Annotated in this window: 13 protein-coding genes; 8 read left to right on the plus strand and 5 right to left on the minus strand. The window is 62.4% G+C overall.

The genetic code is table 11. The annotated features are described in order from the left end of the window. The first annotated feature begins 13 nt into the window (after positions 1-13). From moaE to DOM54_RS10080, 3 genes are all read left to right on the plus strand, one after another. A complete protein-coding gene (gene moaE / locus DOM54_RS10070; protein WP_110716205.1) occupies positions 14-475 on the plus strand; it encodes a molybdopterin synthase catalytic subunit MoaE in 462 nt (153 codons plus the stop codon). After that, complete coding sequence (gene moaA, locus DOM54_RS10075) at positions 472-1,461, plus strand: GTP 3',8-cyclase MoaA (protein WP_110716206.1); 990 nt, start codon at positions 472-474, stop codon at positions 1,459-1,461. Before moaE ends, moaA begins: the two co-directional genes overlap by 4 nt. A 159-nt stretch (positions 1,462-1,620) precedes the next feature. Continuing rightward, positions 1,621-1,911, plus strand: coding sequence for an H-NS family histone-like protein (locus DOM54_RS10080; RefSeq protein WP_110599309.1), 291 nt, complete (start codon positions 1,621-1,623; stop codon positions 1,909-1,911). A 196-nt stretch (positions 1,912-2,107) separates the two neighbouring features. Here the strand turns inward: DOM54_RS10080 and DOM54_RS10085 are convergent, their stop codons facing one another. Then, the gene (locus DOM54_RS10085) at positions 2,108-3,706 is read right to left on the minus strand and encodes a ribonuclease J (protein WP_110716646.1); all 1,599 of its coding nucleotides are present in this window, start codon (positions 3,704-3,706) and stop codon (positions 2,108-2,110) included. A 416-nt stretch (positions 3,707-4,122) separates the two neighbouring features. Here DOM54_RS10085 and purU point away from each other — a divergent pair, with 416 nt between their 5' ends. Further along, complete coding sequence (purU, locus tag DOM54_RS10090; RefSeq protein ID WP_110716207.1) at positions 4,123-4,971, plus strand: formyltetrahydrofolate deformylase; 849 nt, start codon at positions 4,123-4,125, stop codon at positions 4,969-4,971. A gap of 17 nt (positions 4,972-4,988) precedes the next feature. Here purU and dinB read toward each other — a convergent pair whose 3' ends face one another. Further along, the gene (dinB, locus tag DOM54_RS10095) at positions 4,989-6,056 is read right to left on the minus strand and encodes a DNA polymerase IV (protein WP_110716208.1); all 1,068 of its coding nucleotides are present in this window, start codon (positions 6,054-6,056) and stop codon (positions 4,989-4,991) included. 17 nt (positions 6,057-6,073) lie between these two features. Further along, entirely contained in the window at positions 6,074-6,721 is a 648-nt protein-coding gene (gene lexA / locus DOM54_RS10100; RefSeq protein ID WP_110716209.1) for a transcriptional repressor LexA, read from the minus strand. A 292-nt stretch (positions 6,722-7,013) separates the two neighbouring features. Here lexA and DOM54_RS10105 point away from each other — a divergent pair, with 292 nt between their 5' ends. The 3 genes from DOM54_RS10105 (at position 7,014) to DOM54_RS10115 (ending at position 9,436) form a co-directional block, all read left to right on the plus strand. Next, positions 7,014-7,682: a TetR/AcrR family transcriptional regulator gene (locus tag DOM54_RS10105; protein WP_110716210.1), complete on the plus strand. Its 669-nt coding sequence runs from the start codon at positions 7,014-7,016 to the stop codon at positions 7,680-7,682. Positions 7,683-7,768: 86 nt separating this feature from the next. After that, positions 7,769-8,785, plus strand: coding sequence for a beta-N-acetylhexosaminidase (gene nagZ / locus DOM54_RS10110; protein WP_110716211.1), 1,017 nt, complete (start codon positions 7,769-7,771; stop codon positions 8,783-8,785). A gap of 78 nt (positions 8,786-8,863) precedes the next feature. After that, the gene (locus tag DOM54_RS10115; RefSeq protein ID WP_110716212.1) at positions 8,864-9,436 is read left to right on the plus strand and encodes a hypoxanthine-guanine phosphoribosyltransferase; all 573 of its coding nucleotides are present in this window, start codon (positions 8,864-8,866) and stop codon (positions 9,434-9,436) included. Positions 9,437-9,476: 40 nt separating this feature from the next. Here the strand turns inward: DOM54_RS10115 and ppsR are convergent, their stop codons facing one another. Continuing rightward, positions 9,477-10,310, minus strand: a complete 834-nt coding sequence (gene ppsR / locus DOM54_RS10120) for a posphoenolpyruvate synthetase regulatory kinase/phosphorylase PpsR (RefSeq protein WP_110716647.1) — start codon at positions 10,308-10,310, stop codon at positions 9,477-9,479. Between the two features lie 278 nt (positions 10,311-10,588). Here ppsR and ppsA point away from each other — a divergent pair, with 278 nt between their 5' ends. Next, entirely contained in the window at positions 10,589-12,961 is a 2,373-nt protein-coding gene (ppsA, locus tag DOM54_RS10125) for a phosphoenolpyruvate synthase (RefSeq protein ID WP_110716213.1), read from the plus strand. 101 nt (positions 12,962-13,062) lie between these two features. Here ppsA and DOM54_RS10130 read toward each other — a convergent pair whose 3' ends face one another. After that, entirely contained in the window at positions 13,063-14,877 is a 1,815-nt protein-coding gene (locus DOM54_RS10130) for a glycerophosphodiester phosphodiesterase (protein ID WP_110716214.1), read from the minus strand. Positions 14,878-15,011 lie beyond the last annotated feature (134 nt).

The following is a 15,011-nucleotide window of genomic DNA, read 5'->3' on the forward strand; positions in this document are numbered from 1 at the left end:
TAGAGGGTTCGCCATGAAGATTGCGATTAGCGTACAGAAGGCGACGTTCGACACGGAAGCGGAGCAGTGTCGGTTGACGACGGGGCGTCTCGATATCGGTGCCGTGGTCAGTTTCACGGGTCGGGTCAGGGATACCAACGAGCGACCCGGCGTCACCGCGCTGACGCTGGAACATTTTCCCGGGATGACGGAAAAGTCGCTCCATGAAATCGCGCTGGAGGCCGGAGAGCGCTGGACGCTTCAGGCCGTTACCATCATTCACCGCGTCGGACGTCTCCAGCCCGGGGACGCCATCGTACTGGTCATGACGGCCAGTCCGCATCGTCGCGCCGCCTTCGACGCCTGTGATTTCATCATGGATTACCTGAAAACGCGGGCCCCTTTCTGGAAAAAAGAGCACACCGACAATGGCTCTTACTGGGTGTCCGAGCGGCAAAGCGATCACGAGGCCGCGAATCGCTGGGAGCTTTCATGACCGATTTGATCGACAAGTTTTCACGTCCCGTCCGCTATGTCCGAATCTCGGTGACGGATCGATGCGATTTTCGATGCGTCTACTGCATGAGCGAAGAGATGACGTTCCTGCCTCGGGACCAGGTGCTGTCGCTGGAGGAGCTCTATCAGGTAGCGCGTGCCTTCACCGAGCTCGGGGTTGAGAAGATCCGGTTGACCGGGGGCGAACCGTTGGTGCGAAAAGGCATCGGCGATCTGGTTGCCGATATCGGCAGCTTGCCGGGACTGAAGGATTTCGCCATGACGACCAACGGTGCCGGACTGCGCCGCCACGCCCAGGCGCTTCACAGCGGGGGCATGACTCGCCTGAACGTCAGCCTGGATTCTCTCGATCCCGGAAGATTCAGGCGGCTGACACGAACCGGAGACCTGGAAAAGGTCATCGACGGGATTCACGCGGCTCAGGACGCCGGCTTCGAGAAAATCAAGCTCAATGCGGTAGTGCTGCGTGGTCGTAACGACGATGAAGTCCTCGACTTGGTGGAGTTCGCCCGTAATGAAAAGCTGGATATCAGCTTTATCGAGGAGATGCCGTTAGGCGACGTGTCGGATCACTCGCGGGGAGAAACTTTCTACTCGAGCGATGAGGTTCAGACGCGAATCGAATCCCGCTATCTTCTCATGCCGTCGCCCGAGACGACGCTGGGTCCTTCACGTTATTTCCGCATGGCCGACAGCGATTGTCGTGTCGGCTTCATATCGCCCCATAGCCACAACTTCTGCAGTACCTGCAACCGGGTTCGTGTCACCGTCGAAGGCCGATTGTTATTATGTCTGGGAAACGAGCATTCCGTGGATCTGCGCGAAACCCTGCGGCGCTATCCGGGTCAACTGCAGCCGCTCAAGGAGCAGATTGTAGCGGCCATGGATTTGAAGCCGGAGCGCCATCATTTTTCCACGGACGGCGATGTACAGGTCGTTCGCTTCATGAATATGACGGGCGGTTAACACGCATTCACACCGGTCCTAGGGTTAGTTGTGAGAATAAAGGCACGCAAATTATGCGTGCCTTTTTGATTTAATTTCTTGCCAACAAGGGTGGTAAGAATATACTTTCATCAAAACAACCGGTGTAATGCCGTATTGGAATCCAGCAAGGAGAGGACGATGTCCACCGAGTCATTGGAACGCATCGCTCGCAATAAGAATGTGGCTCGTGCCGCCGCGCGTCAGTTGAGTATGGAACAACTGCACAAACTGTCGGAAGTCATCGGGGAAGTGATCGAGCAGAAGCAGCAGGAAGATCATGAGCGACAGAAAGAGGAAGCCGACAAGCAGAAGAAGTTGGCCGAGATTCGAGAGGCGATGAACAACGCCGGACTGTCGATGGACGATCTGGTCGGCGAACAGCCCCGCAAGCGTCGCGGTCGGCCGCCCAAGAACGCCAGCAAGAACTGAGAAAATGCCACGATCCCCGGACGGCGCGACCTAGCTTCATCCCGTCCGGGTGCTCCCGGAAAAGCGCGTCTGCCGAATGGCAGGACGCGCTTTTCCGGTTTCTGGCTCCGCCGTTTGGTGCGCCCCGAAGCGCATCGTGGCTCGGAAAAGCCGACCAGGTCGGAGACGGCTTTCTCCTCAATCGATGCCCTGTGCGCTAGGGGGCCGTGCGCACTTCATACTCCGGCTGCGGATCGGCGGGCATCAGTTGTAGATGAATCTCCAGCGAGGTCGGCAGGCGTTCGTGGAGCCACTCGCGCAACGGGCCGAAGAGTTGCTGGCGGAGCTGGAGCAGCGTCTCCGCCGCAATGGCGTCTATGCGCTCATCCAGCCAGTCGGCCAAGGCATCTTCATCCAGCGGAAGGGATGTCTCGCTGTCCCATATCATCTGCCCGATGCGGGTCCATCCGGTGGCCGTCGGCAGGACATTCAACGCAATCGACAGTGACGTGTCATGGCGCCGGGCCGACACCGGATCGGCGCGCTCCCCAGGGCGCATTCTGGAGGCGATCAACCGAGGTCTGAGGTGGTGTGTACCGCGAGTGACCAGGGTTTCTGCATCCAGAGATAGCACGACACCGTTCTTGGCCAGTTGAGGAACGTGAATGTCCATGGTCGAAGCCAGCTCGCGGTGCGCTTGCTGGTGGGAGGCCTCTCCATGGACCGGTAACAGCATTTTCGGTCTTAGCCACCGGTAGAGCTGACGCAGCTCTTCGCGGGCCGGATGCCCCGAGGCGTGAAGCGCGGGATCGGTGTGCTCGTCATGGACATTGACGCCAAGCCGCTTGAAGCCGGCCTTGAGATGCGCGATGGGGCGCTCGTTGCCGGGGATGGCGCGAGCCGAGAAGATGACGTCGTCGTCGGCCAGCAGGTCGAGAGCGGGGTGTCGTCCTTGGGAGAGGCGAGACAGTGCCGAGCGAGGTTCGCCCTGACTTCCGGTGGCGATGATGAGAACCTCCTCGGCATAAAGGTAACCCAAGTCATGCGCCGGGACCCGTGGTGGAAAATCGTCGAGATAGCCCAGTTGAGTGGCGATCGACACCATGCGTTCCATCGAGCGTCCCAGCAGCGCCACGCGACGATTGGTGCGCTCGGCGATCGCGCCCAGCGCCTTGATGCGAGCGATATTGCTGGCGAAACAACTGACCACGACGCGTCCCCGGCACTCCCGGATGACCGACTCCAGCGCCTCGGCCGCTTCCGCTTCACTTCGGGAATGCCCTTCGACGTCGGCATTGGTCGAGTCGGCCACGACGAGGTCCACCGGAGCCAGCGCCTGGAACTGGGCGGCGGAGAACGGCGCGCCGATGAGGGGGCGTTCATCCAGTTTCCAGTCACCGGTATGCAGCACCTTGTGGCGTGGCGTGATGATGGAGAGAGCGCAGCTCTCAGGTATCGAGTGGGTCACCGGCAGGAAGGTGACACCGAAAGGGCCGGCAGCTACCCGGGTGCCGGGCTGGATAGGTTTCAGCGCATCGACCCTCAGGCCCTGCTCCGAGAATTTGGTCCGCAACATCTCGATGGCCAGAGGCGTGGCGTAAACCGGGCAGTTCCAGCGAGGCCATATCCAGGCCAGGGCGCCGAGATGATCCTCATGGCCATGGGTGATGAACACCGCGGAGGGGACCATCGCATTCGCTGCCAGGTGGTCGACATCGGGAATCTGCAGGGGCTGATCGGGCAGATCCTGGCGAATCGTCATGCCGCAATCCACGGCAATCCAGTGATCGTCATAGCCATAGAGCGACAGATTCATGCCGATTTCACCGCATCCCCCCAAGGGATGGAATTGCAGCGGCGGATAAGTGCGAGGTCGGATCTGTGCGCGCGGACGGAACATCGGCATCCTTGAAGGAGGAAATCTCGTCCCACTATAAGTCATGCGTCTCGGCGCGCTCAAACGGGCGGAGACGCTGGTCGGCGCTGATGGGTAGGGTACAATGTGCCGTTCGTCGGTAAGCGGCGTTACCTGTGACCGGGGCTGGTGCCGCCGCCGGTGGTTCCTCTTGCGGGTCATCATGGCGGTGGGCCATCGATGCGCCGCTTCTCCTGAGGTGATGCCGCTGCATCGGGTTCGGTTTCGCGACCGGGCCGAATGGTCAGTTCGAGCGCTTTTTACATCCCTGGCTCTTTCCTAAAGCGCTTATGCGTTAACAGAGTGTCCGTAGAGTTATGTCGCACAACTATCGTCTCATCGTCTCCTGTCCCGACCGCGTCGGTATCGTCTCGCGGGTGTCGGGCTTCATTGCTTCCCAGAAAGGCTCGATCATCGAGGCCAACCAGCATTCCGACCTGGCTACCGGGCGCTTTTTCATGCGTTACGACATCCAGGCCAATGCGTTGAGCGCCCAGGCGTTTCGAATCGCCTTCGCGCCCATCGCCGAAGAGTTCGAGATGAGCTGGCGTCTCAGCGACTCCGACCGACGCCAGCGGGTGGTGATCATGGTTTCCAAGGAGTCGCACTGTCTGGCCGATCTGCTCTATCGCTGGTCGGCCGGGGAGCTCGAGTGCGACATTCCATGCGTGATTTCCAACCATGACGATCTGCGCGCGATGGTGGCCTGGTACGGGATTCCGTTCCATCACGTTCCGGTGGGGCCCGGCGACAAGGCGTCGGCCTTTGCCCAGACCGAGCGTCTGATCGCGGCGGCCGAAGCCGATAGCGTGGTACTGGCGCGCTACATGCAGATTCTGCCACCCGATCTCTGCCAGCGGTACGCAGGCCGGGTCATCAATATCCATCACAGTTTCCTGCCGTCGTTCGCCGGGGCCAAGCCTTACCATCAGGCCTTCGAGCGTGGCGTCAAGCTGATCGGTGCCAGTTGCCACTATGTCACCGAGGAGCTCGATGCGGGGCCGATCATCGAACAGGACATCCAGCGCGTGTCGCATTGCCATGCCCCCCAGGATCTGGTGCGTCTCGGGCGCGATGTGGAAAAGGCCGTACTCGCGCGTGGATTGCGATGGCACCTACAGGATCGCGTGCTCATTCACGGCAACAAGACGGTGGTGTTCTCCTGATTCGCGCCACTTGGGCTTCAATGCGTCGTCGATTCGTCGGCGTCGAACAGGCCCAGCTGGCGCTGCTCCTGCTCCGGCACTAGCCGCACGCCGACACCCAGCAATCTGACCGGGCGTTCGCCTCGTCGCCATGCGCTCTCCAGCAGCTCATGGAAGCGCGCGTCGATGATGCCGCGAGCTCCCGTTTCCTGTGTCGTGCTGGAGAAGTCGTCGAAGCGTACCTTGACGAATTGCTTGGCAATGGCAGGGTCGCCATGGCGGGCGATGCGATCGTGGAGTTTTTCGATCAGGGGCTCGAGTGCTTCGTGGCAGTCACTCAGGTGGGGCAGGTCGCGGTCATAGGTGTTCTCGACGCTGACGGACTTGCGTTCACGCGAGACGTTGACCGGGCGGTCGTCGATGCCGTGCGCCAGCTCGTGCAGACGGCGACCGAACTTGCCGAACTGATCCAGCAGCTTGTCCATCGGCTGGGCTCGGAGATCGGCACAACTGGCGATTCCAAGGGTGTCGAGCTTGTTCGCCGTCGCTGGCCCGACGCCATGGAGTTTCCTGACCGGCAAGTCGGTAATGAAAGACTCCATCTCTGTCGGCGGGATCACAAAGAGGCCGTCGGGTTTGTCCCAGTCGCTGGCGATCTTGGCAAGGAACTTGTTGGGAGCGACGCCGACCGAGATGACGATGCCCGTTCTCGCCAGGGCTTCGTCCTTGAGCCAACGAGCCATCCAGGTGGCGCTGCCCCGGAATCGGGTGACCTCGGTCACGTCAAGGTAGGCTTCATCGAGAGACAGCGGCTCGACCAGCGGTGTCAGTTCGTGAAAGATGGCCTGGATCTGCTGCGACACGTCCCGATACTTGTTGAAGTCGGGCGGCAGCAGCTTCAACTCGGGGCAGAGGCGCAGCGCCCGCGCCGTGGGCATGGCGGAGTGCACGCCGAACTGCCGCGCCGGGTAGTTGCAGGTAGCGATGACCCCTCGTCGCTCGGCACTTCCGCCGATCGCCAGTGGCGTATTCGCAAGCGACGGGTCGTCGCGCATCTCCACGGCAGCGTAGAAGCAGTCGCAGTCGGCGTGCAGAATCTTGCGCATGGCGCCGGGCGATGGCCTCAGTGAAGGCCGGTGCCGTTGCCACCGCGAATGACGCCAACGCCGAGCCCCTCGATTTCCAGGTGCTGATGCTTGAGGTCGAGCACGATGGGCTCGAAGTCCGCGTTCTCGGCGATGAGTGTGACCCGGCTGCCCTGGCGCTGGAAGCGCTTGACGGTGACGTCGTCTTCGAGCCTTGCCACGACGATCTGGCCGTTGCGAATCTCCTGGGTGCGGTGAACGGCGAGCAGGTCGCCGTCGAAGATTCCGGCATCCTTCATCGACAGTCCGCGAACCCGGAGCAGATAGTCGGCGCTGGGCGTGAAATAGTCGGCGGGCAGGGGGCAGTATCGGTCGATGTGTTCGGTGGCCAGGATCGGGCTACCCGCGGCGACGCTGCCGATCACCGGCAAGCCCTCGATGGCGGTGTCGGTAGGCTCGGCTTCCTGCCCGCTGGCGGGCAGTCGAATCCCGCGGGAGGTGCCGGGTATCATGCGGATGACGCCCTTGCGGTCCAGTGCGCGCAGGTGCTCCTCGGCAGCGTTGGGGGAGCGGAACCCCAGCGCGCGGGCGATTTCGGCTCGTGTCGGCGGGTAGCCGAATTCGCCCATCGTCTTGACGATGAAATCATAGACGTTCTGCTGTCGTGCGGTGAGCGGTCGCGCCATCGGTCTCTCCCGGGCCTTGAGGGTCAATCAGGCGGTTTGGGGCCTGCTCGGATCGCCAGGCGTTATCCAGCTGAACGTGGATCGGATTGCGTCGCGTCCGATCCGCAGCCGGGCGTGTTCATGCATACAGGCTGGAATTGTATCCAGTCGTTCGCGATGAGGGAAGTCTTTCGCGCTCCGATTCGGAGGCCCGGAGCGCCAGGTCCGACGAAATGCTCGATTGTGTGGCTTGTGTGGGAATGATTAGAATCATAATCGTTCTAAGTCGTTGTTCTCAGGCGCGAGGTATGACATGGCCCGACCCGACACCGTTACTCGTATTCTCGATACGGCGGAGGTCCTTTTTGCCGAAAAGGGGTTCGCTGAAACCTCGCTGCGCAACATCACGACTCGGGCCAAGGTCAATCTGGCGGCGGTGAATTATCATTTTGGCTCCAAGAAAGCGTTGATCCAGGCCGTGTTTGCCCGCTACCTCGACCCGTTCTCGGAGCGGCTGAATCTGGCGCTGGATGGGCTGGAGGCGCGTTACCGAAAGGAGGGCGTGCCGCTCGAGGTACTGCTGGAGCAGCTCGCCACCAGCGTCCTCGAGGTGCCCGCCGAACGCAACAGCCTCAAGGTCTTCATGAAGCTGCTGGGGTTGGCCTATACGCAGGCCCAAGGCCATCTGCGGCGCTACATCCAGGAGCATTACGGGGAGACGTTCCACCGTTTCGTCCGCTGCCTGCGGCTGGCGACGCCGGACCTGCCGGACGCCGAGCGATTCTGGCGACTCCATTTCATGCTGGGCACCGTGATCTTCACCCTGTCCGGGCTCGATGCGCTGAGGGATATCGCGGACAGCGAGTATCAGGAGCACATGTCGGTCAGGGAACTGATCCGTCACCTGCGTCCGGTCGTGGTGGCCGGCATGCAGGCGCCGCTGCCCCCGTCCCTGGATAAGGTCGGTTCGGCTGTCGAGTGAGGGGATGGCTCCTGGCACCCTCGGCCTCTGTCATGGGAACCCGCTGTCGTCTAGAATCGGGCGCTCAATGGTCTCAGGTGTTAGCTATGACTCAACCTCTCGGCCCGGTCATGCTGGATGTCGAAGGCACCCGGTTACGTGACGAAGAGCGCCAGTTGATCTCGCGAGCGGAGGTCGGTGGTGTCTTGCTGTTTGCCAGGAATACCCCGGACGTCGCCACGACCCAGGCGTTGATCGGCCAGATTCGCGAGTGTCGGCCCGACATCCTGGTTGCGATCGACCAGGAAGGTGGTCGGGTGCAGCGCTTGAAGGAGGGCGTGACGCAGATACCGCCCATGGCGGTATTGGGTCACCACTTCGCGGAATCCCCCGAGTCGGCATTGACCCTGACCCAGGATGCCGGCTGGCTGCTGGGCATGGAAATGGCCGCTTGCGGTTTCGATCTGAGCTTCGCGCCAGTGCTCGATCTCGACGACGACCAGTCTCCCGCCATCGGTTCGCGAAGTTTCTCGCCGGATCCGGAGGTGACCGCCGCGCTGGCGGGGGCGTTCATCGAGGGGCTCCACGAGGCGGGCATGGTCGCGGTCGGCAAGCACTTTCCTGGCCACGGGGGGGCACGGCAGGACTCCCATTTCGGAGTTGCCGAGGACCCGCGCTCCTTGGCGGAACTGCGCGAACACGACCTGGTGCCTTTCGCCAGGCTGGCCAGCAAGCTGGATGGCATCATGCCGGCTCACGTCATCTACTCCGCGTTCGACGATCGGCCTGCCGGGTTCTCTCCCAGTTGGCTCGGAATGCTGCGCGAAGAGCTCGGTTTCAAGGGCGCCATCTTCTCGGACGATCTGACCATGACGGCGGCGCATGTGGCCGGGTCACCCAGCGAGCGGGCCGAAGCGGCCTGGGGGGCCGGTTGCGACATGGCTGTCATCTGCAATGCTCCCGCCGCGGCGCGCGAGGTCGTCGCGGCGTGTGAGGGCCGTCAGGCCCAACGTATCGCCAAGCTGCGTTACGCCCGTGCCCGTCCCACGCTGGCGTCGCTCGCCGCGATCTCCCGCTGGCGGCGTACCCATGCCCGTCTCGAATCGCTCAACGAGTCCGAATGACGGGCCGAGATCCCCTGTTTTCCCGCGACGGCCGGTGGTGACCCTGGCCGTCGCTCTTTGCATGGTGAACCGTAGACGATGAATCAACCCCCTTCGATCGACGCCTTGAGCTCGATGCAGGAAGTGATGGACAACGCCGATTGCCTTATCGATCAGGCGCAGGTGGAACAGGCGCTGGACCACATGGCGGCCGATATCACGCGCCAGTTGGGTGACAAGCTGCCGGTCTTCTATTGCGTCATGAACGGCGGGCTGATCACCACCGGCCATCTGCTCACGCGGCTCGGTTTTCCGCTCGAAGTCGACTATCTGCACGCCACCCGCTATCGCGGCGGTATTCGCGGCGGTGAGCTGTTCTGGCGAGTGTCGCCGGAAATTCCCATGGCTGGCCGCCATGTCGTGATCGTCGATGACATTCTCGACGAGGGCGCCACGCTGGCGGCCATTCTCGAGTACTGCCGCCAGGCCGGAGCGGCGAGCATCTCGACGGCAGTGCTGGTCGACAAGCGACACGATCGCAAGTCGTCGCCCGATCTCAAGGCCGACTACTGCGGCCTGGAGGTCGTCGATCGCTACGTGTTCGGCTTTGGCATGGATTACAAGGGATACTGGCGCAACGCGCTGGGCATCTTCGCGCCCAAGGGGTTGTGAGCCAACCACTGCTGGCGCCCCGAGTCTCGTTTCAGCCCGCCTAGCGCGGGCTGAAACGTCTCTGCAGGCCGGTTTCGTTCATCATGCGCGTCGAGATCTCCTCGATCGAAAATCGAGTGGTGTCGATGAACGGAATGTTGTGGCGGCGATAGAGCGCTTCCGCCTGGCCGATCTCCTGCATGCACTGGTCCATCGAGCAGTAGCGGCTGTCTGGCCGGCGTTCGGTGCGGATGGCCGACAGACGGCGGGCATCGATGGTCAAGCCGAACAGCTTGTGGCGATGGTTGGCCAGCGACGGCGGCAGGTTGAGAATGCCGTTCTCGTCCAGATCGTCTTCGGTCAGCGGATAATTGGCGGCACGGATGCCGAACTGCAGCGCCAGATAGAGCGAGGTGGGCGTCTTGCCGCAGCGTGACACGCCGATCAGGATGATGTCAGCCTCCTGATACTGATGCGTTCGCGCGCCGTCGTCGTTGTCCAGGGCGAAATTGACCGCCTCGATGCGATGCATGTAGACATCATCGCGGCCGATCGCATGGGTACGGCCGACGGTATACGTCGAGTGGGTCTCCAGCTCCTCCTCCAGCGGGGCGAGGAAGGTGGAGAAGATATCGACCTTGAAGGCTGGCGCCTCGGCGACGATGCTCCGGATCGACTGGTCGACGATGGTGTCGATGACGATGGGACGGATTCCGTCGCGCTCGGCGGTGGCCTCGATGATGCCGACCAGCGAACGGGCCTTGTCGAGCGTGTCGATGTAGGGCTTGGTGACCTGGATGAAATCCGTATTCTCGAACTGTGAGAGCAGGCTGCGACCGAGGGTCTCCGCGGTGATGCCGGTGCCGTCGGAGATGAAGAAGGCGGTGCGGGGCATGGCATTGATCCGTAGATGTCGATCGCCCATTGTCGGCCGAAATCCGCGGCCGGGGCAACTCGTCGTCGGGTGGGGAAGTCGCGTCGCGTCGCGGAACTACAGGAATGCGCGAAAAGTGCGAATTCCTGTAGAAATACTCCAAACTCTACGCCCTTAAACTTCTGGCTAAGCCGAAAGTCGCCTGTTAGCTTCTGGCCCCATCGAGGCGCAGCGGAGCGCGCCGTTTCATGCGCCACGGTTCATCAGCGGTGGCCGGCCGAGACGATCAGGAGACGACTTTGGAACCATTCATTATCACTTTCGAGCAGTTGGGGATGTCCGACGTCGAGCGCGTCGGTGGCAAGAACGCCTCGTTGGGGGAGATGATCTCCAATCTGGCGGACGCCGGGGTCACCGTGCCTGGCGGTTTCGCCACCACCTCCCATGCCTATCGTGAGTTCCTGGCCCATGACGGCTTGAACGACCGCATCAATGCCGAGCTCTCCAAGCTGGATGTCGACGATACCGAGATGTTGGCCAAGGTGGGCGAGAGGATCCGCCAATGGGTGATCGATACGCCCTTGCCCCCCGCCTTCGAGGATGCGTTGGGTGATGCCTATCAGACGTTGCAGGCTCGCCATCCCAACCTCAAGGTGGCGGTGCGTTCATCGGCCACCGCGGAGGATCTGCCCGATGCCTCCTTCGCCGGGCAGCAGGAGACCTTTCTCAACATCGACGGCTTCGACAACGTCAAGCGTGCCGTCCACGAGGTGTTCGCCTCGCTGTTCAACGATCGCGCCATCTCCTATCGCGTGCACCGTGGCTACCCGCACGAGAACGTCGCGCTCTCCGCGGGCGTTCAGAAGATGGTGCGCTCCGAGACGGCGGCGGCCGGGGTGATGTTCACGCTGGACACCGAGTCCGGCTATCGCGACGCGGTGTTCGTTACCGGTGCCTGGGGCCTGGGCGAAACCGTGGTCCAGGGTGCGGTCAATCCCGACGAGTTCTACGTTCACAAGCCGACGCTGGCTGCCGGCCGTCCGGCCGTACTGCGACGGACGCTGGGTTCAAAGCGGATCAAGATGGTCTACACCGATGACGCGGCGGCCGGCCGTTCGGTCAAGACGGTCGATGTCGGCCATGCCGACCGCCAGCGCTTCTGCCTGAGCGACGACGATGTCATGGAGCTGGCACGCCAGGCCGTGACCATCGAACAACATTACGGCCGCCCGATGGACATCGAATGGGCCCGCGACGGCGACGATGGCAAGCTCTACATCGTCCAGGCCCGGCCGGAGACGGTGGTGTCCAACCAGGAGGGCGGTACCCTGGAGCGTTTCACGCTCAAGAGCAAGAGCCGCGTGCTGGTCGACGGTCGCGCCATCGGCCAGCGGATCGGCCAAGGCAAGGTCAAGCTGGTGGCATCACCGGAAGAGATGCACAAGGTGCAGTCCGGCGACGTGCTGGTGACCGACATGACCGATCCCGACTGGGAGCCGATCATGAAACGCGCATCCGCCATCGTCACCAATCGCGGTGGCCGCACTTGCCATGCGGCGATCATCGCCCGCGAACTGGGGATTCCCGCCGTGGTCGGCTGTGGCGATGCCACCGAGCTGCTCCAGGACGACGTCGAGGTGACGGTCTCCTGCGCCGAGGGTGACACCGGGCACGTCTTCCAAGGCAAGCTGGAGTTCGACTGCCAGACCACCAGCGTCGACGCCATGCCGGAGATCCCGTTCAAGATCATGATGAACGTGGGCAACCCGGATCGTGCCTTCGCCTTTGCCGGGCTGCCCAACGAAGGCATCGGCCTGGCGCGGCTGGAATTCATCATCAACCGCATGATCGGCGTGCATCCGCGGGCACTGATGGATTACGACAAGCTCTCCAGCGACCTGCAGCAGACCATCGACCTGCGCACCGCCGGCTACGACGACCCGGTCAGCTTCTACGTCGATCGCCTGGTCGAGGGCATCTCCACCCTGGCGGCGGCGTTCTATCCCAAGCGCGTGATCGTGCGGCTGTCGGACTTCAAGTCCAACGAGTACGAGAACCTGATCGGTGGCAAGCTCTACGAGCCGGGCGAAGAGAATCCGATGCTCGGCTTCCGTGGTGCCTCGCGCTACATCTCCGACGACTTCCGCGCCTGCTTCGAGCTGGAGTGCCGAGCGCTCAAGCGCGTTCGCGACGAGATGGGGCTCAACAATGTCGAGATCATGGTGCCGTTCGTGCGTACGCCGGCCGAAGGCAAGGCGGTGGTGGATCTGCTCGAGGCCAACGGTCTCAAGCGCGGCGACGATGGGCTCAAGATCATCATGATGTGCGAGCTCCCCTCCAACGCGCTGCTGGCCGACGAGTTCCTGGAGCATTTCGATGGATTCTCCATCGGTTCCAATGACCTGACCCAGTTGACGCTGGGTCTGGATCGCGACTCCGCGATCATTGCCCACCTGTTCGACGAGCGGGACCCGGCGGTCAAGAAGCTGCTGTCGATGGCGATCCAGGCCTGCAAGGCCCAAGGGAAATACGTGGGCATCTGCGGCCAGGGGCCATCAGACCATCCGGAGCTTGCCAAGTGGTTGATGGAGCAGGGGATCGATTCGGTCTCATTGAATCCGGATGCCGTGCTCGAGACCTGGTTCATGCTGGCGGGTGAAACGCTGGGCTGATCGTCATTGGGCGGTGCAAGGGCCGGCGCGATACCATCGCGCCGGCTTTTTGGCTTTGACGGGGTGACGAGACGTCGGCGACTGCGCCGCCGCCGGGACGCTCACGAACGCAGCCAGTTGCGTAGCTTCACCAGCAGCAGTTCGCCGTCGGACATGGCCCGTCGCTCCTGCAGGATATTGGCGAGGGCATCGGGCCTGTCGGTGATGATGTTGTCGACCCCCATGTCGAGATAGCGCGACATGTCGCCGATGCCATTGACGGTCCATACTGCCACCCCCCGGCCGGTATCGTGAATGGTCCTGAGAAGGCTCGGCGTGGCCTGGGTATGGCGCAGGCCGATGATGTCGGCGTCGGTGGTATGCAGTGCGCCAGGCAGGACGAACTGCAGAAACAGGGTGGTCCGCAGCTCCTCGTCCTGGCTCTTGACCACCTCGATGACATCGGGTGACAGCGAGGCAATCACGGCGTGGTCCGTCATCTGGCTGGCCTTCAACTGGGCGATGACCTTCCGGGCCAGCTCCTCGGTAGTGCCTGGTGACGGTTTGAGCTCGACGTAGAGCCCGATACGATCCCGCGCATTGTCCAGGATCTGCTGGAACGTGGGAATGCGCTCGCCGACGAAGGCATCGCCGAAGTAGGAGCCGACATCGACCTGTTCGATCTCTGCCAGCGTCATGTCGCTGATGTTGCGGTCGACTCCGGTCAATCGACTCAGATTGTTGTCATGGGAGACGACGACCTGACCGTCCCCGCTCAGTCGGACGTCCAGTTCCAGGTAGTCTGCACCATCGGCGATGGCCTGGTTCATCGAGGCCATGGTGTTCTCGGGCGCCACCAGCGAGCTGCCGCGATGCGCGGTGATGGCGACGTGGTCGTTGATCTCGAAACCATGCAGTATCCAACCCGCCTGGCCCAGCGCAAAGACCAGCAGCAGGATCTCGGCACCCCAGGCGATCACCCCTGAGCGCTGCGGCGTCGCGGCAGGGCGAAACACCGGTGCCCGGCCAGTGGCGCGGTGATATAGCGTGATAACCACCAGGCTGTTGGCTGCGATGCCCAGGAAAGTGAGTGCGATCGTGGTGACGATATATAGCGCCAGATAGGTCAGCATCGCCGGAATCAGCACGCTGTTGCGCTCCGGCAGATACCCGAGCAACGTCCCGCCCAGGGTGTTGAAGGTCAGGGTGAAGACAATCGGGATGGCCGCCACCAGCAGCGCCATGCCGACGACGGCCAGGGCCATCCGCAGGCGACGTCCCTGGGTCAGTTCGCGGCTGCGTTTCAACGCGGCAATCGGCTTGAGGCCGTCGAGCATCATCGCCGGCAGTGCCAGGAACCAGCGGAAATAAAGGGCGGCACTGAGCAGCACCAGAACCACAACGATCGGCGTCGCCACGGCGAGAAATTCCCACAGCGCGGGGGGCTTCAGGTGGATCAGAATGTAGGGCTCGATATCGCCGAGCATGGCGCTGTAGAGGTGGGAGAGGCCGATGGCGAAAGGCGCGGCCAGGAGAAGGTGGCTTCCGACCTGGAGCAGGGTAAGGGTCACCAAGGCCGGAAAACGGCGCAGCACATGCCACAGCGAACCCATGGCCACCCGGTATCGATTCCCGGCCTGGCTCGAGACGACGAGCATCATCCCCGCTTGCTGAAGGAAGATCACCAGGAAGCTGAGTCCGATCGCCACCAGCAGCCAGAGCAGGCCCCAGGGCGAGAAGGCGACATCCAGAATCTGCCCGTTGCTGAGCACGGGGCGGCCGATGCGGTGAAGAAGTCCGGATAGCGTGTTGGCCGACAGCGGCACCCACACCGCCGAGGCGAGCAAGGTGAAGAACAGGTGGAAGGCGATCAACGAACGCAGGTGGGCGCGGATCTGTCGGGCGATGTCTTGGATCAGTGATCTGGGCGCTAGCATGGAGTGGTCGGCGGTGTCCCTTCCTGGGCCAGGTGGTCTCGATGACGAATGGTCGCGGCAAGGCGTGCCATTCAGTGTTGTCGTCAAACGGTCATCTTTGCAAGTTCGTCCGACCATTGACGAAAAAGGCCGCT

The organism is Salinicola acroporae, assembly GCF_003206615.1.
Classification (GTDB): Bacteria; Pseudomonadota; Gammaproteobacteria; order Pseudomonadales; family Halomonadaceae; genus Salinicola; species Salinicola acroporae.

What these genes read in the sequence shown, in the direction of transcription:
- moaE (WP_110716205.1), top strand. Translation starts at nt 14, where the DNA reads ATGAAGATTGCGATTAGCGTACAGAAGGCGACGTTCGACACGGAAGCG.
- moaA (WP_110716206.1), top strand. Translation starts at nt 472, where the DNA reads ATGACCGATTTGATCGACAAGTTTTCACGTCCCGTCCGCTATGTCCGA.
- DOM54_RS10080 (WP_110599309.1), top strand. Translation starts at nt 1,621, where the DNA reads ATGTCCACCGAGTCATTGGAACGCATCGCTCGCAATAAGAATGTGGCT.
- DOM54_RS10085 (WP_110716646.1), bottom strand. Translation starts at nt 3,706, where the DNA reads ATGAATCTGTCGCTCTATGGCTATGACGATCACTGGATTGCCGTGGAT.
- purU (WP_110716207.1), top strand. Translation starts at nt 4,123, where the DNA reads ATGTCGCACAACTATCGTCTCATCGTCTCCTGTCCCGACCGCGTCGGT.
- dinB (WP_110716208.1), bottom strand. Translation starts at nt 6,056, where the DNA reads ATGCGCAAGATTCTGCACGCCGACTGCGACTGCTTCTACGCTGCCGTG.
- lexA (WP_110716209.1), bottom strand. Translation starts at nt 6,721, where the DNA reads ATGGCGCGACCGCTCACCGCACGACAGCAGAACGTCTATGATTTCATC.
- DOM54_RS10105 (WP_110716210.1), top strand. Translation starts at nt 7,014, where the DNA reads ATGGCCCGACCCGACACCGTTACTCGTATTCTCGATACGGCGGAGGTC.
- nagZ (WP_110716211.1), top strand. Translation starts at nt 7,769, where the DNA reads ATGACTCAACCTCTCGGCCCGGTCATGCTGGATGTCGAAGGCACCCGG.
- DOM54_RS10115 (WP_110716212.1), top strand. Translation starts at nt 8,864, where the DNA reads ATGAATCAACCCCCTTCGATCGACGCCTTGAGCTCGATGCAGGAAGTG.
- ppsR (WP_110716647.1), bottom strand. Translation starts at nt 10,310, where the DNA reads ATGCCCCGCACCGCCTTCTTCATCTCCGACGGCACCGGCATCACCGCG.
- DOM54_RS10130 (WP_110716214.1), bottom strand. Translation starts at nt 14,877, where the DNA reads ATGCTAGCGCCCAGATCACTGATCCAAGACATCGCCCGACAGATCCGC.